We start from the raw sequence: 20,840 nt of genomic DNA, 5'->3' as shown, positions 1-20,840 counted from the left end.
ATCAAAACACCCCTCACCGGAAACCGGGAGGCGCTGCTGGCACAGTGCCTCCCGGTTTTTTCATCTATTATCCGGTTGTCACTTGAAGCGCCCCGCCTTTCACATCAAGTGTGACGGTTTGATGCGGCTTGACCTTTCCCGCGATGATTTCTTTTGCAAGCCTCGTTTCAATTTGGTGCTGGATAAACCGTTTCAGCGGCCGTGCCCCGTACACCGGATCATAGGCCGATTCTGCAATCCATTTTTTCGCCTCGTCGGACAGCTGAAGCCCGACCGATTGTTCAGCGAGGCGTGCAGCCAATTCATGCACCATTTTATCAACGATGCCCATCATATTTTCCAGCGTGAGCGGCTTGAATAAAATGATATCGTCAATCCGGTTTAAAAATTCGGGCCGGAACGATGCGCGTAACTGTGCCATTACTTTATTTTTCGTCTCTTCACTAATTTCCTCGCCTTTAATATCGAGCAAATAGGACGACCCGATATTCGAAGTCATGATAATGATCGTATTTTTAAAATCAACCGTCCGTCCCTGCGAATCGGTGATACGGCCGTCATCGAGCACCTGGAGTAAAATATTGAACACTTCCGGGTGGGCTTTTTCAATTTCATCCAGCAAAATGACGGAATACGGTTTCCGCCGCACCGCTTCAGTGAGCTGGCCGCCTTCTTCATAGCCGACATATCCCGGCGGCGCCCCGATCAGCCGCGAGACCGCAAATTTTTCCATATATTCACTCATGTCAATCCGGATCATATGATTTTCACTGTCAAATAAATGCTGTGCCAGCGCTTTGGCAAGTTCCGTCTTCCCGACGCCGGTAGGGCCGAGAAAAATAAAGGATCCGATCGGGCGGTTCGGGTCTTTCAAGCCGGCCCGGGCTCTTAAAACCGCGTCGCTGACAAGGCGGACAGCTTCGTCCTGGCCGATGACGCGTTCATGCAAAATGCTTTCCAGCTTCAGCAGTTTTTCGCGTTCGCTTTGCACAAGTTTTGCGACGGGGATCCCCGTCCAGCGCGCGACAATCGCTGCAATTTCTTCCTCCGTGACCTCTTCGCGCAATATCCGGCCGCTCCCTTCTTTTTCCGCCATTTGCTGTTCAAGCTGTTTTAATTCTTTTTCAACGGCCGGAATCCTGCCGTGCCGGAGTTCGGCCGCTTTGTTCAAATCATACCGGTTTTCCGCTTCTTCAAGGTCGCGCCGGTATTTTTCAAGCAATTCCCGTTTTTCCTGTATTTTTTGCAATTCCGCTTTTTCAGCCTGCCATTTGGCGCGCATCCGGTCCGCTTCTTCTTTCAAATCGGCAAGCTCTTTTTGCAAAATATCGAGGCGCGCAATGCTTGCTTCATCCGTTTCTTTTTGCAGGGCGGCTTCTTCAATTTCCAGCTGCATGATGCGCCTTGTCACTTCGTCGAGCTCCGTGGGCATGGAATCCATTTCCACACGGATGTTGGCGCAGGCTTCATCGACAAGATCAATCGCTTTATCCGGCAAAAAGCGGTCGGTAATATAGCGGTTTGATAAGGTGGCCGCGGCGACGAGCGCTTTGTCATGGATGCGGACGCCGTGGTGAATTTCAAAACGTTCCCTTAACCCTCTTAAAATCGAAATCGTATCCTCCACATCCGGCTCTTGGACGAGCACCTGCTGGAAACGGCGTTCGAGGGCCGCATCTTTTTCAATATACTGCCGGTATTCGTTCAGGGTCGTCGCGCCGATACAGTGCAGTTCACCGCGGGCAAGCATCGGTTTCAGCATATTGCCGGCGTCCATTGCCCCTTCCGTTTTGCCGGCGCCGACAATCGTGTGCAGTTCATCGATAAACAGCAAAATCTTCCCGTTGCTTTTTTTGATTTCCTGCAATACCGCCTTCAGCCGTTCTTCAAATTCCCCCCTGAACTTGGCACCTGCAACAAGCGCCCCGAGGTCGAGCGAAAAAATGGTTTTGTCTTTTAAGCCTTCCGGGACATCTTTCCTGACGATCCGCTGGGCAAGCCCTTCGACAATGGCCGTTTTGCCAACGCCGGGTTCGCCGATCAGGACAGGGTTGTTTTTTGTCTTCCGGGATAAAATCCGGATGACGTTCCGGATTTCCGCATCCCGGCCGATAACAGGATCGAGCTTTCCGGCTTTAACGGCTTCAACAAGGTCGGTGCCGTATTTTTTTAAAACGTTGTAGGTTGCTTCCGGGTTTTGCGAGGCCACTTTTTGATTCCCCCTTATGTTTTTGATCGCCTGAAGCAGTTGCTGTTTTGTGGTCCTGCTTTTCAAATAGCGAGACAGGTCATCATGTTCAACATCCATTACAGCCAGGGCCAAATGTTCAACCGAAATGTACTCGTCCTTTAGCGCGCGCATTTCTTCTTCCGCGAGCCGGAACAGTTCCAAAAGCGCCGCGGACAAATACGGGGCGCTTTGCCCGGCCACTTCCGGTTTTTTCGCGAGAATCTCATCTGCAATTTTTCCAATTTCTTCCTTACTTAACCCAAGGCCGTTATATATCTCGGGAAGTAGGCTGTCCGGCTTTTCCATCAACGTTTTCCATAAATGGGCAATATCCAGTTCCGGGTGATGTTTTTGGGAGGCCAGCTGCTGGGCTTCCACCAAACCTTCCTGTACCGTAAAAGTCATGCGGTTGATATCCATCCATTCCACCTCCGCTATGGCGCGTGCCGTTTATCGCAGCGCGGGCGCCTATCCTTATTTTACCGTTTTCCTTTGACGGCAGCAAAAAAAAAAAACGAGGATTTCTCCCCGTTTGGATTTTAAGGTTTGCGTTTGCGCCTCCAATGGCGGGCATCGTTCGTTGTTTCCGGAAAGCGGTCGCCTCTGTGGAGATGGGCGCTTTTCGGGTTTACGACCGGGTCGCCATTTTCGCCAACTTCTACATACACCCCGTTATTCGGTGCTTTGCTTCCGGGGTGAAACAGGTTGCTTTGCCCCAAAGTAACGCCCCCTTTTTTCATCGTCAGCATTAGTTTGGGCTAATCTTTTTAAAGCATGAGCGCTTATTTTTGCCAGCCAAAAAATGAAAACGGCAAAGAGGGGAGCGCTGGATCAGTTAATCCCGAGCGCAATTTTGGCATAACGCGACATGCGGTCTTTTGTCCACGGCGGGTTCCAGACGATATTGACATGGGTGTCCTTTACTTCCGGAATGTCCTGTACCGCCATTTGCACCTGGTCAACGAGAATTCCCGCGAGCGGGCAGCCCATTGCGGTCAGGGTCATGGTCACCGTCAGGCAGCCTTCCTCATCCAGGTCAAGATCATAAACAAGACCGAGGTTTACAATATCTATGCCAATTTCCGGGTCAATCACTTGTTCAAGCGCGCCCATAATATTTTCTTTCAAAGCTTCATCCATGGTTTTCAAACCTCCCCGATAACTATCATAACAAAACGGCATACAAGATAAAAATGCTTTACAGCAGGTTTTTAAGCTGTGAAAATGTTATATTATTAGTATAATGGATCGTCACGAAAATTGCATGTAAACTGAATCATTTTGAGAAAAAGGAGAAAAGCCAAATGCCTCAACCTTATTTAATTGCATTGGATCTTGACGGCACATTGTTAAATGATGAAAAGACCATTTCCCCGAAAACAAAATCCGTTCTGCAAAAAACAATCAACGCCGGCCATAAGGTCATCATTTCCACCGGCCGCCCTTTCCGCTCCAGCCAGCCGTATTATGAAGAACTTGGACTCGATACGCCGATTGTCAATTTCAACGGCGCATTTGTCCACCATCCGAAAAATACGGGCTTTGGCATCTACCATGAACCGATGCCGCTTCAAGTGGCAAAATCGATCGTTGAAACATGCGGCGATTTCCGGCTGTATAATATTGTAGCAGAAGTGAAAGATGAGGTGTACCTCCATTATCACGACGAAAAACTGCTCGGCATTTTTCAAATTGGAAACCCGCAGGTCACAACCGGAAATTTAATGCGCTTTTTAAGAGATGAACCGACGTCCATGCTGATCCATGCAGCAAAGGAAGACGTGCCGTCGATCCGCAGCTACTTAAGCGACGTCCATGCCGAAGTGATCGACCACAGGCGTTGGGGGGCTCCGTGGCATATCATCGAGATCATTAAAGCCGGGCTGAATAAAGCGGCCGGCGTGAAAAAAGTCGCCGACGCATACGGGATTCCGAAAGAAAGGATCATTGCCTTCGGGGATGAAGACAACGACCTGGAAATGATTGAATACGCGGGGACGGGGGTTGCGATGGGAAATGCCATTCCGGCCTTAAAAACAATCGCAAATGAAATCACCCTTTCCAATACGGAAGACGGCATTGGCATTTTTCTTGAAGAAGCGCTGAATTTGAAAGCCATCTCATGAAAAACGCATAATCAGCGCCGGGAATTCCAACACTATAAACGGGCGCGGCACCCCCGTGCACCCTTCCCGTAAAGGCGGTGTTTCGTTTGGGCAGAAGCAGCAAATCGAAACGTTTTGTCCATCAGGGAAAAGATGCAGTGAAGAAGTATAGCGAGCGTTTCCCATATCACTCCACATTGGCCGAAGCAGAAGCGAACAGGAGCGAAGAAGGCATTCCGGGAGGCATTTTATAATGGCGAACCGACTGTTTCAAGAGGCCAGGCAATTTGTCGAACTGGCGAAAGAGACGGCTGCTTTCGGAACGGAACAAGAAAAGAATGAAATGGTTCAAAAAGCGAAAAATGCTTTATCCAGTGCATATGCCAACACGACACTTGCAGAAAAAGCACAGCTGCGCGATATGCAACAGGAACTTGGAAAATTGGAATAGCTGCCGAAACCCGGCAGCTATTTTCTTTTGGAAATTGTGCAAAACGAGGAAAATCGGTAAACTAAAGACAGAACTGATTGTGAGGGTGAAAACGATGGGCATTCAAATTTTTGCTGACAGTGCCAGCGACTTGCCGCTGTCTTTTTTCAAAGAAAACCATGTACACTTGATTCCGTTGACCGTTTATGTAGAGGACAAATCCTATGACGACCTAGTCGGCATTGACCCCAAAGAAGTGTTCCGTTTGATCCGTGCGGGGGTGGTTACAAAAACTTCGCAACCGTCACCGCAATATTTTGAAAAACTTTTTACCGATCTTGCCAAATCGGGGGACACCGGCATTTACCTGGCTTTTTCGTCCGAGCTGTCCGGAACGTACCAAACCGCGGCCATGATCGCCGAACAAGTGAAAGAAGCCTGTCCCGATCTTGATTTAACGGTACTCGATACGAAATGTGCTTCGATCGGTTACGGCCTCGTTGTAAAAGCAGCCGCCGATTTACGAAAAAACGGGGCAGGAAAAGAGGAAATCGTCCGTGATGCCGCATTCCGCAGCAAGCATATGGAGCATATTTTCACAGTCGCCGATCTTGATTTTCTTGCCAGAGGCGGCAGGCTATCGAAAACAAGCGCATTTTTCGGCGGCCTGCTGAATATTAAACCGATCCTCGATGTAGAAGACGGGAAGCTCATTCCGATTGAAAAAATCCGCGGGCGGAAAAAACTGCTGCACCGTATGCTCGATATCATGGAAGAACGCGGCACGGACCTTGAACACCAGCTGGTCGGCATCTGCCACGGCGATGATGAAGCGGCTGCGGAAGAAATGAAACAGCTGATTGAAGCGCGTTTCGGCACAAAACAATTTTTAATCAACACGATCGGCGCCGTGATCGGGTCGCACGCCGGGCCGGGCGCATTATCCGTCTTTTTCCTGAATGAGCTGCCGTAACGCCTTCCAACTTTTTTCCGGGCATACCGGTTAATAGAAATTTTGGACGGGTATAGACGAATGGTGATGGCCGGCCAATCCAAATTTCGGATTGCCGTTCCGTTTAAAAATTGAACGAGGAGTGGTAAAAGTGGCGAACGAACAAAATGCTTCCAAGAAAACTTTGCCCGCCCAGCACCAGAACAGGCAGCCCGGCACAGAAACGGAAATGAACCCGCAGCCGGAAATCTTGCATCCGACGACTCAAGCTATGTGACCGGGCAGGTCATTCACGTAAACGGCGGCACCGTGATCAACGGGTGACGCGCACCGGAAAGGCACAGCCCTTTCTGGTTTTCTTTTTGCTTAAAACAGAGCACACGGCACCGGGGCACGTGTTTCCGGCCCAAAGCCTGCCGGTTATCACAAATTCTTTTGCTTAAAACGGATGCAAAGTCCAAGGGGGTAACCGGGATGGTGCAGATGTTTACCGCCTAAACCAAAAGCTTCGGGCCCTGTTTTCTTTCTGCTTAAAAAGGTATGAAAACCCCTCCCCTTGTCAAAAACAAATAAGGAAATGATGCTCGGGAAGGAGGACCGCAAATGGACGGACAGTTCAGATTAAAAATCATGGAATGCCAGTCCCGCGCTTTTTTAACCGGTTCAATCGAGAAGCTGAATGAAGAATGGGTATTTTTTGATGATATATCTGATGAGGCATCGATGCTCGAGGAGTTTGTTGGCCAAAAAATTGAAATCTTCCATTCCGGGCGTTGGAAAAAAGGCCTATTAACAGCGGATGAAACCGTCATGTCGGACGGAGAAACGCTTCTTCTTGAAGAAAAAGCAAGCTTGCGGATTCCGAAGCCGGTCAATTTTTCGCTTGAGATGCTGCTCGGAGAATGGGAGGACGGCCTGTTTCACCACTTCGTCTCTTTCTTAAACGGGGCAGGCTTTTCTATTTATGATTGTATCTACTGTCATAACGTATTGTCATGCCTCGTCAACCTGGAGAAAAAAGAAGGCGTGAATTTCATGCTGTTTGATAACGGGGAGGCTATTTTATCCGTCCACCACCATTTCCGGCTGGGCAAACAAGCGGACGAGTGGTTCGAGTGTACATGGAGTGACGGAAGGCGCATGCTTTTGAAAAAAATGTAAAAAGGAAGGCAAGCCGGCCCTTGCCTCCCCTCTCCATTTCTATCCTGAAAAATTGCACCGGTACCGCATGGGCGTCAATAAAAAGGATGCCATCCCATCGGCAGGCGCAGCCCAAGATACAGGACGGCGGCGAAAAAGATGATCAGCAAAACCCAGAGAATTCCCGTACTTTTTCTTTTAGAAAGCCGCAGCGTAATCATTTCCATCATCCCAATCACGAGAATCCCGCCGAGCAGTTTAAGGCCGTACAGGGCAGGATCGAGGCGCTGGTTATGGAAAAAGAGCAGCGCACCTGTGACGATGACGAGTATGTAAAACAGCCTTAAAACCATCTGGACCGTTTTAAACGCCTTTTCTTTTCCTGCGCGATGGAGGAACAAGGCCAAGATAAACAAAAGGATCGCAATGACCCATGTTGTGACATGCGCATCTGTGCGGGTTAACATCGTTCGATCTTCTCCTTTGCTTCTTTATCTGTCTTATACCCATCTTACTTTATTTGATGGTGTTTCGCAAAGTTCCCACCTTTTCAACCGTAATTTCAACCTCATCACCCGGATTCAAGAAACGCGGCGGATGAAACCCGTTGCCAACGCCGGCAGGGGTGCCCGTTGCAATGATATCCCCGGGTAAAAGCATCATCCCTTTCGACAATTCGGACAGGATCTCCTCAACTGGGAAAATAAAGCGGGATGTATTGGACTGCTGGCGGACTTCCCCGTTAACTTTTGTCACGATATCAAGCGCATTCGGATTTTCAATTTCGGAACGGTCGACAATCCACGGGCCAACCGGGCAGGATCCGTCCAGGCTTTTCCCGATAAAATATTGTTTATGCTTCCGTTGAAGATCCCTCGCTGTGATATCGTTTAAAATGGTATATCCGAACACATGGGAAAGGGCATTTTCTTTTGCAATCTGCTTCCCTTCCCTCCCGATCACGACTGCCAGCTCCCCTTCGTAATCCAATTCGCGGGTAACCGCCCGGTGCGAATCAACCGGCGCTTCATGTGCATTGACAGTTGTCGTCGCTTTTGTAAACACGATAATATGTTCAGGAATATCTTCCGCGCTCCCCATTTCAATCGCATGTTCCCGGTAATTTTTGCCGACACACAACATGTTTCTCACCGGGTCCGGAATCGGGGGAAGATAGGAAACCTCGCGAAGCGGAACGAGTGCGCCTTCAAGGGTTGCTTCCGGTTTTTTCAATTCTTCCCGGACACGGCCGGTAAACGCCTCGCCCGCCCGGATGCCTTCAAGCAAAGATGGCGGAAAATCATTATCCAAAGCCCGTAAATTTAAAATCGTTGTTTCATTATAAAGCACACCGTATTGTACCTGGTCTTGCCAAACAAAGCTCATGAATTTCATCGTATACACCTCATCCTTTTTTGTCATTTCGATAACTGAGTTGCCGCCAGCCCCATTCAAGCGGCCCGTAGCGGAAGCGATGCAGCCAAATGTCGGAAACCAGCACTTGCATAAGAAAAAACAAAACAACAAGCAATACCCCGCTTGGCACAGACAACTTTCCGTAAAGCCCGAGTCCATAAGCGTAAAAGATCAAAGAGCCTAAACCAGACTGGCTGATGTAATTGGAAAGCGGCATCCTCCCGGCCATTGCAACCGGCCTGAGAAAATCCGCCAGCCGGTGCTTCACACAGAGCTCAACGAGTGCAACATAAGCACCGCTTAAAACGGCGCCGCCGATCGTCTCCCGGATATACAGAAAAGGCAGGATGGGGGCGGCAATAAGCGGCAACAGTTTGCAAAACAGGCCAAAAACAAAGCAGCAGCAAAAAAACAGCAGCCATTTTTTTGCCGGAATCCTCCCCTTTGTAAGCCAGCCTTCCCTGCAAACGCCCGCCCCCGCCATCATCAGCGGAAAAACTGACAGAAAAGCATGCCATGTGCCGGGAGGGCCGTATACCGCATACCAGTCCAGCCACCTTCTTTTCGTAATGTCCATAAAGCTCCCGTTTGCATACACCTGCAATGAAGCGGCGGTATTGCGCCAGTCGGTATACAGGAGTGAAGCGTCCGGCGACCGGATGGCCATCACCATCAGATAAAAGCTTATGAGTAAATGCGGGATAAAAAAGAGGGCAGCCCCGCCAAAAATCAAAGTTTTCCCTCCCTGTTTCAGAAAGGGCAAAAGCATCATGCCAAAGACCGCATAAGCCGCTAAAATGTCCCCCGGCCAGATGAACCATGCATGGGCAAGGCCGAGAACGAGCAAAACGGTAAGGCGCCGGAAAAAAACTTATAAACCTCGACCCCTGCCCTTTCCGCCCGCTGTTTCTGCACCATCAGCCCATATCCGAAAAGAAACGCAAAAACGGGATAAAAACTGGACTGGAAAAACACCTCAATCCACGCCACGATTGCCCGGTCCCCCGCTTTGAACCAGTCATACGGATTAATATAAAGATAAGGAGACAGAAAAGAAAGCATATTTACCATGAGAATGCCGAAAAGGGAAAATCCCCTCAATATGTCAATTGCAGGATTCCGCCGTTTTTCACGGATTGGCGCCCATTCAGCCATTGCAACGCTCCTTTTTTGTTTTTGCCCGTTAGGCGGATGAATCACCCTTTTTTCGTTTTTTTCATACAATGAAGCATGAAAAAGTCAATTGCCACTGACCAAGGAAGGATGTGCGCGCCATGCCCGGTTTTGTCGGCGCCGTCCAAATTATCAGTATCGGATCAAGCGGCGTCTTTAATGTCGGTGATGTATTCCTGATTCAGCCGGTTGCCAGTTCCAAAACGTTTGCCGGGGCGGGGTCCTTTAACACGGGTGAAAACCTGTCCATTACAAACTACCAGTCAAATACAAATACGTATGATTTTGATGCCATTGACCAGGGAAACTATTTTAATTTGTAACGGGTGAAAACATATGAATCTCTACGTGCAGCAAAGCATCCACATCCGCATGATCAAGATCGGCGGCATTACAAATTCTTCCGTCTTTCAAATCGGCACGTCCGGCATCATCAAGCCGGCAGCTTATTTGTATAATACCGGGAATTTTTCCGCGCCGGCTCCTTCTGCCGCTGCAGACCAGCCTTATAATCCGAATGTGACAGTTCCCATGCAGTCCGGCGCTGCCGCTTCAAGCTCAAGATAGAAAGCGCGGTCCCGGTTTTCCCGACGTTATGCCTGAACATGACCGGCATGCTCTTTCCGGACCCTGCGCCAGGTTCAGCATTGACGCTGTACACCGATGCTTTGCTTTAAGCTCAGGTTTCGTTCCGATCCAAGCCGGCGGTCACTGTCGGGCTTTAAGCCAGAAGGGGGTTTTTGAATGCCAGACCTTTTTGCCGAACTCCGGCAGCTTTACCAATACTTTCAACACCATGAAGCGAAGTTGGCGAAAATGGAAAAGACGCTTGCCTCCCTCATGGAGGAGATTGAGCAGCTGAAAGCAAGGCCGCCTGTCCGGGTGGACCGGATCGAATATGCATTTGACCAGCTGAAAATCGAAACACTGGATGGCACCTTGAATATCGGCATTAATCCGTCTGACCTGTCCAGCATAGAGGATGCCGCCATCCCCCAAACGCAGGGCATCCCCCATGCCAACAATGAACACCGTGCTGCTTTAAAGCAGGCGCTTACCGAAAAACTGATGGAATATTTGGAAAAAGAACTCCCAACAACGATCACCAACAATGAGCAGCAATTCAAAGTCCGCCTAAATCAAGAATATCATAATTTTATAAAAAATGACTTGAAAAACCAACTTCCGCAGCGCATTGATTATTATATCAACCAGATCAATCCGACCGGGCCCGTTGAAGGCGAATGGTTTGACAAATTGCTCGGGCAAATCAAGGCGGATATGGCGCATGCCGTACAAGTGTTTATTTCCCATCTGCCGCCGCAAATGAACGGAGGTGCCAGCGATGGAACTGAACGTCACAAATCGTGAAATCTGTGTGGATTATGTCCAAATTATCGGAATTTCAAGTGCCTCGGTTTTCCTGATTGGCGATACGGAAACGATTCAGCAGGGAGCGGCCTTTGATACGCCGCCGGAATCCCTGATTATCAGCCCGTACGTGCCGTTTGTGCCGAGGGGATAGCAGAATGCAAAGAAACTCCTTTGTGGATACGCTCCGGGTCAAAACCGTCATATTTGGATCGAACGTTATTGTTGGAGACTCCGAGCGGATCCAGATGTCTGCCACCGTCCTTGCGATCCAGCGCCAGCAGGAATTGTACTACGGATTTGAAGCGCCGTTTCAAACTTTTCCCATTTTCAGCCTGGCCGTTCCGATTCCGCCGGTAACAGAACAAATCCGGTTTCAGGTTTACCAAGAAAATCCGGTCATAAAAGTTTCGAATGTAGATATCATCGGGATGTCGACTTCAACCGTCATGCAAATCGGAAGCACTAAATCAATCGCCCTTGAATCAAGGGTCCACCATACCCGACAGCTGGACCCGAATATTCTTAAGCTTGGCAGCCGCATTCCCCCGCGCACCGTTGCCGTCAGCCAGGAAAGCAGCGCCATGCCAGATTAATCCGGAAAGCAGGTGATCAAAATGCCGGCCATTGTAGGCCCGTTACAAATTTATAATGTTGGAAGCGGCATCGTCCATTTTGGAGACACAGCTGTCATCTCCCCGAAAACAAGTTCAAAAACATCTACCGGCTCCGGTTCGCTTTCCACTTCCGCATTTGTCATTACAAACAACGCGCTCAGTGCAAACAATACGGCTAACGGCAGTGTTGTCGACCAGCCATCAGCAGGAAACCATTAAGAAGGCGGAAAGGGCAGGCAAATTTGCCGCTGCTTCGTTGCCTTTATATGTTGCATTAGCGATAGCAAAAATGGGTCCCCCTTAAAGGAGGGCCCATTCTTGATTAAATTTGGAGAAGATGCCCGCCATCAAAGAAATACAAGTATTGTTCTTTTACCTTTTTCTTTAAAATGGTTTCCAGCGCCCTTGAGTAAAGGGCAAGCTGGACTTCATAACGTTTGCGCAGGACAGGCTCTGCTTCTTCAAATCCGCCTTTAAACCTGCCGTGGATATTGTCTGTCTTAAAATCGAGCAATACGAGGCCGTCTTTTTCCTCTGCCACGCAATCAAATATGCCCTGGATAAGGACATGTTCTTCCGCAAGGGATGGATCCCGGTAAATTTCCGCCGCGGGAACGGATAAACTGAACGGCATTTCCCGCATCACCCGGCCGGCTGCAAGGACACGGCGGCCAATATCCGTTTCAAAAAAGCGGACAAGCTGTTCAGCCGCAATGGCATCCGCCTGTTCTTCCGTGAGCAGCTCCTGTTTCACCATCTCTTCAACCAGCGCCTCAACGGAAGCATAAGTCGGGGGCGCATCAAACGGGATATGCTGCATCACCATATGCATCGCTGTCCCGCGTTCAGCCGGCGTAATCGATTTTTCCTGCATAAAACGGGGGCGGTCAAAGATATGTTTTTCCGCATTCGGAATAAACCGGGTGCCATTCGTTTCGTCATGCTCTTCATGCATCCGTTTCAATTCCGATACCGATTGTTTGGCACGCCGGAATGTTGCCGGCTCATTGCGGTACCGGAAACTTAAGCGCCCGAAAACTTGCGCTTTATATGCGGACTCCGCCGCAACCGGGAGGCCGGCTTTCACTTGATGCTGCCAGTCTGCTTCCCCTTCTTGTTCCGGTTCCTGGATATCGGCAAACTGTTCTTTCGGCAAAACGGCGATCTGCCATTTGGACGGATCATCCAGCACCACCCGGCCGGCATCCCCGAAAAGCGCTGTTCCGTCCGCATGCCTGCTAAGCGAAGGGATGATCCAGTCCAAATAAGTGCCGGCCGCTGCGCGCAGATGGTCTGGCATCAGCCAGCCTTCCTGCCGCCTCGTTTTCCCCCATTTTTCCAGGCGCTTGCCCAGATTTTTCACCGTCCCGACCAAATACAGTTTTTCTTTTGCCCTTGTGAGCGCGACATACAAGACGCGCATTTCTTCAGCCAGCATTTCCAGCTTTTTCTTTCTTTTAAAAGCAAGCTGCGGCAAGGAAGGATATGTGATCCGTTTTTCCGGATGAATGTACTTTGAGGCGAACCCGAAATCTTTATCAAGAAGAAATGCCTGGCTGATATCGCGCATATTAAATTTCCTGTTGAGGCCTGCCACGAACACGACCGGGAACTCGAGCCCTTTGCTTGCATGGATGGTCATCAGGCGGACAACATCTTCCTGTTCGCTCAATGCCCTCGCTGTTCCGAGGTCATCCCCGCGCTCCTGCATGCGTTCGATAAAACGCAAAAACCGGAACAGCCCCCTGAAAGACGTTTCTTCATATTGCCGGGCCCGGTCATACAAAGCCCGCAAATTGGCCTGCCGCTGCTTTCCTCCGGGCAGTCCGCCGGCAAAATCATAAAACTGCGTATCCCGGTACAGCTGCCAAATGAGGGAGGACAAATCCCCCTGCCTTGCAATAGACCGCCACACCGACAATTTTTCCATGAATCTGGACACTTTCTCATGCGCTTCTTCTTCCTCAGGATCCGGCCGGTCTGCTATAAATTTTTTCACCGCTTCATAATACGGACCCCGCTTTTCATGAATGCGGATAAGGGCAAGCGCTTCTTCATCGAGCCCGACAATCGGGGAACGGAGCACGACTGCAAGCGGAATGTCCTGATACGGGTTGTCAATTACTTTTAATAAAGAAAGCATGATGGATACTTCCGTCGCGTCAAAATAACCGGTTGAAAGTTCCGTGTACAACGGGATGCCCGCCTGTTTCAATTCTTCCATTATAGCTGGCGCCCATGCCATGGAACGCATCAGGATAACGATATCTTTATACCGGATCGGGCGGAATGTGCCAGTCTTCGGATTGTAAACCTGTTCTTCGCCGATCAGTTTTTTTATTTCACGGGCAAGGTAACGGGCTTCAAGCTGGGATTGTTCCAGTTCGGCCCGGTCCAGCGTTTCTTCATCCGGTGCGTCTTCCTCCTCGATGGCTTCATCGGCCTGGTCAATCAATGCCACTTTGACCGGATGATCCCCTTCCGGATAAGATGCGCCTGCCACAAGTGCAGCCTGGCTGTCATAGACAATCTCGCCCACCTTTAGGCCCATGATTTGTTTAAAAATAAAATTCGTGCCGTCGAGAATTTCTTTGCGGCTGCGGAAGTTTTTCGACAAGTCGATTCTGAGGCCTGCATCCCGGCCTTCCGGATCAAAATCCCGGTACTTTTTTAAAAACAGGTTCGGCTCAGCAAGCCGGAACCGGTAGATGCTTTGTTTTACGTCTCCGACCATAAACCGGTTGCCGTCAAATCCCGCCCCTTTTGCCACAAGATTCATGATCGTTTCCTGCACCATATTACAATCCTGATATTCGTCAATCAGCACTTCTTTAAATTGCTGCCGGTAAGCTTTGGCCGCTTCTGATGGGATGAGGGCGCCGTCTTCATTTTTTTTAGCAAGAATGTCCAGGCAAAAATGCTCCAAGTCCGAAAAATCGACGATCCCTTTTTCCGCTTTTACTGCGCCGTATGCGTCCGCAAATTTTTTCACGAGCGTTCTAAGTTCCGCAATCACCGGCCGCATTTCCTGCATGTCTTTCAGGAAAGACGCCGGCTTCCTTGAGAAAAAGTCTTTTTTTAAACCTTCAAGTGTTTTCTTTGCAGATTTCCGCAAATCATCGGCCGCTTTAACGAGTTCCTCTTCATATGCCTCCCCTTTGCACGCTTTGGCGCGTGTAAAGTGCCATGCATTCATTTCTTCATAAAGCCCCTGCCAGGGACCGTGAATGGCCGCAAGCAATCTGTCTGCAATTTTTATGTCATCTAGATAATTTTCCGCCCTTGGCGCAGGCCCGCCCGGCTCTAAAGCAAGCCCATACGCTTCCTCCAGCATGTCTTTTGCAGCCTGCAGCTGGAGGTGGATATCTTCTTTCACCGCTGCCATAAACGGAAGGCTGTCCACCTCTTCCACATCCCCGGCATCATACATTTCGACCATTTTATCAAGCCATGCAGACGGATCCGGATGGGAACGGGAAAAGTCGTAAAGCTTCCGGATCAGATGCTGGAGCTCGTCATCACTGCGGTCGTTTGAAAATGTATCCACTGTGCGGTAAAACAGGTCATTTCCCTCTTTCGCATACTCCGCTTCAAAGAGGTCATCCAGCACTTCATCGCGCAGAAGTTCGGCTTCTGTATCATCGGCGATCCTGAATCCGGGGTCGATGTCAATCAAATAATAATATTTTCGGATCACTTCAAGGCAGAAGGCGTGCAGCGTGGAAATCGGCGCTTTATTCAGCAGGCTCAGCTGTTTCCGCAAATGATGCGAATCCGGGCGGCTGCTGATCGCCTCCTCGATCGCTTTACCGATGCGGTGGCGCATTTCCGCAGCCGCGGCATTGGTAAAAGTGACAATGAGCAGTTCATCAATGTCGAGCGGATCGTGATCATCCAATATTTTTTGGATAATTCTTTCCACGAGCACGGCTGTTTTTCCTGAACCGGCAGCCGCCGCGACGAGGATGTCCTGCCCTTTTGCCATGACGGCTTTCCATTGGTCATCCGTCCAGACGGCATTCGCCGGTTTATCCGGAATGGCTGTTTTCATCTGTTCTGCGCTCCTTTCTCATTTTGGCGAGGATTTCTTCCGGTTTTTCCGGGTGAATGAGGCGGTAATTGTTCTCTTCCATCGACTGGTCAAACTGGCAGACTGAACGGAACGGGCAGAATGTGCACGCCGCCTGTTTTTTTATTTTATAAGGCGCGATATCCGTCGTGCCGGACAGGATCGCATTGCCGGCCTCTGTGTAAATGTTGCGCACATAGCTGCGGATCGCTTCAAAGTCTTCTTTGCTTGCCACTTCGGACCGGGCCGTTAATTGGCCGTCCTTTTTCAAACCTGCCGACACAATCGCACTGTTGCCGGATTCAAGCGACTGGTCCATCAATGTGATCACTTCCGGGCTGTCCAGCAACAGCCCCCGCATCCGGAAGTCTTTTAAAATTTCTTCTTCAATTTCTTCAGCCGTCAGCATTTTTTCCGCCGAAATCAGCGGATCATGAAGATGGAAATACAAAACGCCCGCCGGAATCGTTTCTTCACCTGTCAGCTGTTTCGAATACGTCATAATGAGATCCAGATAGGTGAGCATTTGCAGGTCAAGGCCGTAATACACATTTGTCAAATCAAGCTTGTGCGCGCTTGATTTGTAATCGATGATCCTGACGTACACACCGTTTTCGCTTTCTGCCTTGTCGACACGGTCAATCCGGCCCTGCAGCTCCATTTTCGCCCCGTTTTTCAATGTAAATGAAAGCGGCGGAAGCTCTTTTTTCGGCCCGAAAGCGAGTTCCATCGCGACCGGTTCAAAGCCGCTTCGTTTCGCATGGACGCTTAAAATATAAGAAGCCCTTCCGACAACCTGTTCCAGTTTCCTTTTAATATATTGGTAGCGTTTCGAACTGAGCAGGATTTGATGCTGCAATTTTGGGGCAAGGTCGTCCACTGCCGCTTTTGCAAGCTCCATGCTTTGCTGCTTTGTCATCTCTGACCACGGAATGCCTTCGCGCTGCAGGGTATCGGAAATCCATTTCAATGCGCCGTGGAAAAGATCCCCGATATTCGGCGCATCAAGGCGGAACACATCCCGTTCCCGCAGCCTCAGCCCGTATGTCGAAAAATGGGAAAACGGGCAGGCGAAAAACTGCTCCATTCTCGATACGCTGGCAAGGATATGGTCGCCGTACAGTTCCCGGCTCGTTTTTTCGGAGAGCTTCCGGGCTTTGTTTTGGTAAAACAAACTGGAAAAAGCATGGGCTGCCCGATTTTTCCATTCCGGGTTCTCCATATAAAAGTTATACGTATCCCACCAGAAGTCGGCCATGGGATACCCTCTTTTTTTCAGCTGCAGCTGCGAAGTGACAAAAGCAATAGCAGCCGCCGGATGGGAAATGTATGCGGCTTGCTGTTTCTCTTCCAGTTCCGCCGGGTCATTTACCCATAATCCGCCGCCGCGGGCCGGGAACATGTCCTCTATCCGGTTGATGAACGGGGACGGCAGCAATGCTTTCCCTTCCTCATCGGCAAGCGGAAAAGAGAGAACCAGTTTTTCAGACGGCGTCGTCAATGCCCGGTAGAAAATAAATTCTTCGTCCAGCAGGCGCCTTTTGCTGCCGGGCATGATTTCAAGCCCTTCCAGCCGCAAATATTCACGCTCTTCATCATTTAAAACGCCATCTTCGGAAATTTTCGCCGGCATGATCCCGTCATTGGCCCCGATAATAAACGCCAGTTTGACATCGGACAGCCGGGACTGTTCCAGATTCGCCACGAGCACCTGGTCCAAAGCCGGTGGAACAATGGAAAATTTTAATGACTCAAGCCCGGTTTCCATAATGGCAGAGAATTTCCCAACATCAGCAGGTCCATCGCCAAGGATTTCAACATACTGGTCCAAAACGCCCATGACTTCATCCCATGCCTGGTCGTGTTCCCTGGCAGCAACAAGATCCCCCGCTTCTTCCTTTTCAAGCCGGAGCGCTTCCAGTTTTTCCGGAATCTCCAATTCTTCGAGATAAAGATACAACGCTTCGCAAAGCGCTTTTCCGGTGCGGGCGCGCTTCAAACGCCGCGACAGGCGCAAAATCGGCGCTGTGACCAGAAGCCTGAGTTCATTCAGTTCCTGTTCGATTTTTCTTTCCTCATCCGTTTGCGGAAGGTTTTCCAGTTCGAGGCCTCGGATCCGCCTATATTCCCATCTTTTTCTGCTCGTCCAGCGTTCTCCCTGGATGCCGTAAGCCAGGCAATAGTTTTCAAGCCGGTCCATTTTTTCACGCAACGTGCGGGCATCTCCAGGCGGAAACAGCAATTCTGTTTTGATGGCACGGAAAACCGGTTCATAACGCCAGTTGCCGCGGATGATTTCCAAAGTCGAACGGATCAGTTCAATGAGCGGATGGTTCAGCATCGGCCGTTTTCTGTCGATAAAATACGGCACATCATAATCGTAAAAAACCGTTTCGATTAAATCCTGATAGGCCTCCCCGTTGCGGACAAGGATGGCAATATCACGGTAACGGCAGCTGCCTTCCATGACGGCTTCACGGATAGAACGGGCAACGCCTTCGATTTCCGCCCGCCGGTTGTTCGCCTGCCAGATCTCGATGCTGCTTTCCCCCGGAAAAGAAGGAAACGGCAGTTCTTCAAACCGGGACTGCAAAAAGCGCAAACTTTCATGCCTGAAACGGGCCGGTTCATACAGCGCCACGTCTTCTTCCGTTTCAATTTGAAAGGCGCGCGCCAGTTCATAGATATGTGCATAGGCTTCTCCCGGCATCCGGAACAAGTATAAATCATCCGGCTGCCTCCCGCGGAAAGCCCGGTCCGTTGTGAGCGCAACCGTAACGCGGCGGCATTTTTTCAAGAGTTCCCCGATCACCAGGTATTCCTGCGGGTTAAAAGTATGGAACCCGTCTATATAAATTTCCGCATCTTGGAGATAGCGCGATTTTTCAATGGCAGAAGCAAGCAGCCTTAAGTAATCTTCTGAATCAATGTATTTGCCTTCCAGCTTTTGCTCATATGCCTGATATACGCGTTCCAAATCGTGCAGCTTGTCGGAAAGCACTCTTCCCCCGTCCGCTTCCCCGATTGAGGCGCGTTTTTCCTGAAGCTGTGCGGGCGAGACGCAAAACCGTTTGAACTCAGTCAGAATGCGTTCGACATTGTCAATAAAGCCCGTCTTATCCGCCGCCCGCGTGAAAACCGACAGTTCTTCTTTTTGGTCTTCCAAAATTTTCCGAATGAGCATATTTAATCCGCTGCTCGATACATGGGTACGGCTGATCCCGCCGACTTCCTGCAATATTTTCCAGGCAAGGCGCGTAAAACTGTACACCTGGGCACGGATCATCCCGCCCAGTTCAGGTTCATGCGCAAGCCGTGTTTCCGATAAAAAAGTCATTTGCTCCGGAACAAGGTAAATGAGCGGTGCCCCGCCCGGATCGCCAAGCAGTTTCTGCCTGATTTCACGTTGGATGAAAGTTGTCTTTCCTGTCCCGGGGCGCCCGGTAATAAATCGAAGGGACAATTGGTTCACTTCCTTTTGATGAGCTCATTGGCCCCCATATCCGGAAAGATGCCGGACAAGGAACATTTGTTCTTTTATTGTAACGGATATTGTGCTATGAATCAAGCATTTTTGCCTAAAAAATATGCTTCCTGTTTTTTTCTGCCGGGGGATGCCCGCTTCCACGTAAAACACTGCCTGTTCCCGCCCCCGGAAAAATCCTTCCTATCCAATCCGGATGCCCTTCCCGTCCGGACGGGGCCGCGAACCGCCATCAGGGCGCGCTCCTGCTTCCAGACGTATAATGCCGAAAAAAAAGCACTGCCTGTTCCGGGAAACGTCCCGCAAAATGCAGTGCTTTTACACCTCTTAATCCCCGTCAAACAAATTAAACAAGCCTTTTGCCATGCTGCCTTCATCTTTCGAACCGCCCGCTGCCGGCATTGCGGCAAATACGCGGCTAGCCAGGCGGCTGAATGGCAGCGACTGCACCCAGACCGACCCCGGCCCGCGCAAAGTGGCAAAGAACAGGCCCTCTCCCCCAAAAAGGGCTGTTTTGATCCCTTTGACAAATTCAATGTCATAATCTACCGTCTTTGACATGGCGACAAGACAGCCTGTATCCACCCTCAATATTTCGCCGGGTGCGAGCTCGCGTTTCTGGATCGTGCCGCCAGCGTGGATAAAGGCAAAGCCGTCTCCCTCAAGCTTCTGCATGATAAACCCTTCCCCGCCGAAAAATCCGGTTCCGAGTTTCCGCTGAAATTCAATGCCGACTGAGACCCCTTTTGCCGCTGCCAAAAATGCATCTTTCTGGCAAATGATTTTCCCGCCCAGTTCGCTTAAATCCATCGGCACAATCTTGCCCGGATACGGCGCTGCAAACGCTGCATGCTTTTTATCACGGGCTTCGTTTGTAAAGGCGGTCATAAACAGGCTCTCACCGGTGATCAGCCGTTTTCCTGCAGAGAACAGTTTTCCCATAATGCCGCCGCCCTGGCCGCCCGAGCCGTCGCCAAAAATCGTTTCCATCCGGATGCCGTCTTCCATCATCATCAAGCTGCCGGCCTCGGCAATGACGGTCTCCTGCGGGTCGAGTTCTACTTCAACAAACTGCATGTCGTCCCCGACCAGTTTAAAATCAATATCGTGGTTGTTCATTTCCCTACCTCCTCAAAATGCACTCCCCCTGTATACGGACTTGCAGTTCGCAATGTTTCATTTTTATTTCCCGTGCAGCGTTCGTTTTATTGGACGAAAAGGCAGGGACCCCCCTTCCCTGCCAGGCTTAAATCCAATACAGCCCGCTGTCTTCCATCGCCCTGTATCCCTGTTGTTTCAAGAATTGCATCCGGGAGCGTCGGATGTTGATTTCATATGCAACCTGCAAAGCAGCCGCTTTATGGTACTGATTGATAAACGATCCATAGCTGATTGGCAACACGAGTGATTGATTGTTTGAAAAAACCACTTCAGTTTTTTTGCCTTCTGGGGTGTGGTCTTTAATATGCCCGGAGATCAGCCAAATACAATCCGGCTGGCTGGGCGATTTTGTTGGAAAAAGTATGGTAGCTGTATGGGGATCGACGAGGATCGGCGGCTTGTGCCGGACATGAATCAGGCTTTTTGTCGCATTTTTTCTTCCTTCGTAATCGCTTCCAAAGTATTTGCAGCTTTTTTTCACGATATTCAGGGGAAGTTCCGGCACAAATCGTTCCCGATCCACTTCCAATATTTTGGTCCCTTTTTCTCCCCCCTCCTGACAAGGAATCAGCGCAATCGTGTTTGGATGAATGTCCAATTGTCCATGTTGCATAATGCATTCCCCCATTTTATTTTTCTCATGATCCACTCTCTATTATAGTACAATCTTCCTACATTTCTAGTACTTTTTT

At 49.9% G+C, this 20,840-nt stretch carries 22 protein-coding genes; 11 read left to right on the top strand and 11 right to left on the bottom strand.

Features of this window, described 5'->3' with window-relative positions:
* Nucleotides 1-67: 67 nt before the first annotated feature.
* The 3 genes from clpB to NSQ19_RS04065 all read right to left on the bottom strand — a co-directional run bounded on the left by clpB (nucleotide 68) and on the right by NSQ19_RS04065 (nucleotide 3,370).
* Nucleotides 68-2,650 carry an ATP-dependent chaperone ClpB gene (clpB, locus tag NSQ19_RS04075; protein WP_340702439.1) on the bottom strand — a complete coding sequence of 861 codons (2,583 nt, stop codon included), beginning with the start codon at nucleotides 2,648-2,650 and terminating at the stop codon, nucleotides 68-70.
* 119 nt (nucleotides 2,651-2,769) lie between these two features.
* Nucleotides 2,770-2,949: a YjzC family protein gene (locus tag NSQ19_RS04070; RefSeq protein WP_017550192.1), complete on the bottom strand. Its 180-nt coding sequence runs from the start codon at nucleotides 2,947-2,949 to the stop codon at nucleotides 2,770-2,772.
* A gap of 112 nt (nucleotides 2,950-3,061) precedes the next feature.
* Nucleotides 3,062-3,370: a metal-sulfur cluster assembly factor gene (locus NSQ19_RS04065; RefSeq protein ID WP_014095750.1), complete on the bottom strand. Its 309-nt coding sequence runs from the start codon at nucleotides 3,368-3,370 to the stop codon at nucleotides 3,062-3,064.
* 164 nt (nucleotides 3,371-3,534) lie between these two features.
* Here NSQ19_RS04065 and NSQ19_RS04060 point away from each other — a divergent pair, with 164 nt between their 5' ends.
* From NSQ19_RS04060 to NSQ19_RS04040, 5 genes are all read left to right on the top strand, one after another.
* On the top strand, nucleotides 3,535-4,356 hold the full coding sequence (locus tag NSQ19_RS04060) for a Cof-type HAD-IIB family hydrolase (RefSeq protein ID WP_328197315.1): 822 nt from the start codon (nucleotides 3,535-3,537) through the stop codon (nucleotides 4,354-4,356).
* 232 nt (nucleotides 4,357-4,588) lie between these two features.
* On the top strand, nucleotides 4,589-4,786 hold the full coding sequence (locus NSQ19_RS04055; protein WP_013858766.1) for a DUF3813 domain-containing protein: 198 nt from the start codon (nucleotides 4,589-4,591) through the stop codon (nucleotides 4,784-4,786).
* Between the two features lie 94 nt (nucleotides 4,787-4,880).
* Nucleotides 4,881-5,738, top strand: a complete 858-nt coding sequence (locus NSQ19_RS04050; RefSeq protein ID WP_328197316.1) for a DegV family protein — start codon at nucleotides 4,881-4,883, stop codon at nucleotides 5,736-5,738.
* A 130-nt stretch (nucleotides 5,739-5,868) separates the two neighbouring features.
* Nucleotides 5,869-5,994 carry a hypothetical protein gene (locus NSQ19_RS04045; protein ID WP_017553340.1) on the top strand — a complete coding sequence of 42 codons (126 nt, stop codon included), beginning with the start codon at nucleotides 5,869-5,871 and terminating at the stop codon, nucleotides 5,992-5,994.
* Nucleotides 5,995-6,320: 326 nt separating this feature from the next.
* Nucleotides 6,321-6,878 (top strand): DUF2777 domain-containing protein, encoded by a 558-nt coding sequence (locus NSQ19_RS04040; protein WP_340702438.1) that lies wholly within the window; start codon nucleotides 6,321-6,323, stop codon nucleotides 6,876-6,878.
* A 74-nt stretch (nucleotides 6,879-6,952) separates the two neighbouring features.
* On the opposite strand, the gene NSQ19_RS04035 is transcribed toward NSQ19_RS04040, so the two are convergent.
* Genes NSQ19_RS04035 through NSQ19_RS04020 form a run of 4 tightly spaced genes read right to left on the bottom strand, consistent with a single transcriptional unit; the run spans nucleotide 6,953 to nucleotide 9,428 of the window.
* On the bottom strand, nucleotides 6,953-7,324 hold the full coding sequence (locus tag NSQ19_RS04035; protein ID WP_014095756.1) for a YisL family protein: 372 nt from the start codon (nucleotides 7,322-7,324) through the stop codon (nucleotides 6,953-6,955).
* A 49-nt stretch (nucleotides 7,325-7,373) separates the two neighbouring features.
* Nucleotides 7,374-8,252 carry a fumarylacetoacetate hydrolase family protein gene (locus NSQ19_RS04030; RefSeq protein ID WP_340702437.1) on the bottom strand — a complete coding sequence of 293 codons (879 nt, stop codon included), beginning with the start codon at nucleotides 8,250-8,252 and terminating at the stop codon, nucleotides 7,374-7,376.
* 10 nt (nucleotides 8,253-8,262) lie between these two features.
* Nucleotides 8,263-9,006: a DUF418 domain-containing protein gene (locus NSQ19_RS04025; RefSeq protein WP_340702436.1), complete on the bottom strand. Its 744-nt coding sequence runs from the start codon at nucleotides 9,004-9,006 to the stop codon at nucleotides 8,263-8,265.
* Nucleotides 9,007-9,065: 59 nt separating this feature from the next.
* Nucleotides 9,066-9,428 carry a hypothetical protein gene (locus NSQ19_RS04020; protein ID WP_340702435.1) on the bottom strand — a complete coding sequence of 121 codons (363 nt, stop codon included), beginning with the start codon at nucleotides 9,426-9,428 and terminating at the stop codon, nucleotides 9,066-9,068.
* A 119-nt stretch (nucleotides 9,429-9,547) separates the two neighbouring features.
* On the opposite strand from NSQ19_RS04020, the gene NSQ19_RS04015 reads away from it, so the two are divergent.
* The 6 genes from NSQ19_RS04015 (at nucleotide 9,548) to NSQ19_RS03990 (ending at nucleotide 11,653) form a co-directional block, all read left to right on the top strand.
* On the top strand, nucleotides 9,548-9,769 hold the full coding sequence (locus NSQ19_RS04015) for a spore germination protein (RefSeq protein ID WP_013858760.1): 222 nt from the start codon (nucleotides 9,548-9,550) through the stop codon (nucleotides 9,767-9,769).
* A 13-nt stretch (nucleotides 9,770-9,782) separates the two neighbouring features.
* Nucleotides 9,783-10,013 (top strand): spore germination protein GerPB, encoded by a 231-nt coding sequence (locus NSQ19_RS04010; protein ID WP_340702434.1) that lies wholly within the window; start codon nucleotides 9,783-9,785, stop codon nucleotides 10,011-10,013.
* Between the two features lie 177 nt (nucleotides 10,014-10,190).
* Nucleotides 10,191-10,817 carry a spore germination protein GerPC gene (locus NSQ19_RS04005; RefSeq protein ID WP_265115519.1) on the top strand — a complete coding sequence of 209 codons (627 nt, stop codon included), beginning with the start codon at nucleotides 10,191-10,193 and terminating at the stop codon, nucleotides 10,815-10,817.
* Nucleotides 10,792-10,971 carry a hypothetical protein gene (locus tag NSQ19_RS04000; protein WP_014095760.1) on the top strand — a complete coding sequence of 60 codons (180 nt, stop codon included), beginning with the start codon at nucleotides 10,792-10,794 and terminating at the stop codon, nucleotides 10,969-10,971. Before NSQ19_RS04005 ends, NSQ19_RS04000 begins: the two co-directional genes overlap by 26 nt.
* 4 nt (nucleotides 10,972-10,975) lie before the next feature.
* On the top strand, nucleotides 10,976-11,413 hold the full coding sequence (locus NSQ19_RS03995) for a spore germination protein GerPE (RefSeq protein WP_340702433.1): 438 nt from the start codon (nucleotides 10,976-10,978) through the stop codon (nucleotides 11,411-11,413).
* Nucleotides 11,414-11,434: 21 nt separating this feature from the next.
* On the top strand, nucleotides 11,435-11,653 hold the full coding sequence (locus NSQ19_RS03990; protein ID WP_013858756.1) for a spore germination protein: 219 nt from the start codon (nucleotides 11,435-11,437) through the stop codon (nucleotides 11,651-11,653).
* Between the two features lie 103 nt (nucleotides 11,654-11,756).
* Here NSQ19_RS03990 and addA read toward each other — a convergent pair whose 3' ends face one another.
* The 4 genes from addA to NSQ19_RS03970 all read right to left on the bottom strand — a co-directional run bounded on the left by addA (nucleotide 11,757) and on the right by NSQ19_RS03970 (nucleotide 20,761).
* Nucleotides 11,757-15,485, bottom strand: a complete 3,729-nt coding sequence (gene addA, locus NSQ19_RS03985; protein WP_340702432.1) for a helicase-exonuclease AddAB subunit AddA — start codon at nucleotides 15,483-15,485, stop codon at nucleotides 11,757-11,759.
* Nucleotides 15,463-18,966: a helicase-exonuclease AddAB subunit AddB gene (gene addB, locus NSQ19_RS03980; RefSeq protein WP_340702431.1), complete on the bottom strand. Its 3,504-nt coding sequence runs from the start codon at nucleotides 18,964-18,966 to the stop codon at nucleotides 15,463-15,465. Before addB ends, addA begins: the two co-directional genes overlap by 23 nt.
* A 348-nt stretch (nucleotides 18,967-19,314) precedes the next feature.
* Entirely contained in the window at nucleotides 19,315-20,106 is a 792-nt protein-coding gene (locus NSQ19_RS03975; protein WP_061566543.1) for a TIGR00266 family protein, read from the bottom strand.
* Between the two features lie 127 nt (nucleotides 20,107-20,233).
* Complete coding sequence (locus NSQ19_RS03970; protein ID WP_019721794.1) at nucleotides 20,234-20,761, bottom strand: competence protein ComK; 528 nt, start codon at nucleotides 20,759-20,761, stop codon at nucleotides 20,234-20,236.
* Nucleotides 20,762-20,840: the final 79 nt, after the last annotated feature.

This window comes from Weizmannia sp. FSL W8-1119, from assembly GCF_038008605.1.
GTDB lineage: Bacteria > Bacillota > Bacilli > Bacillales > Bacillaceae_C > Weizmannia > Weizmannia coagulans.
This window is presented reverse-complemented; position numbering and strand designations above follow the sequence as displayed.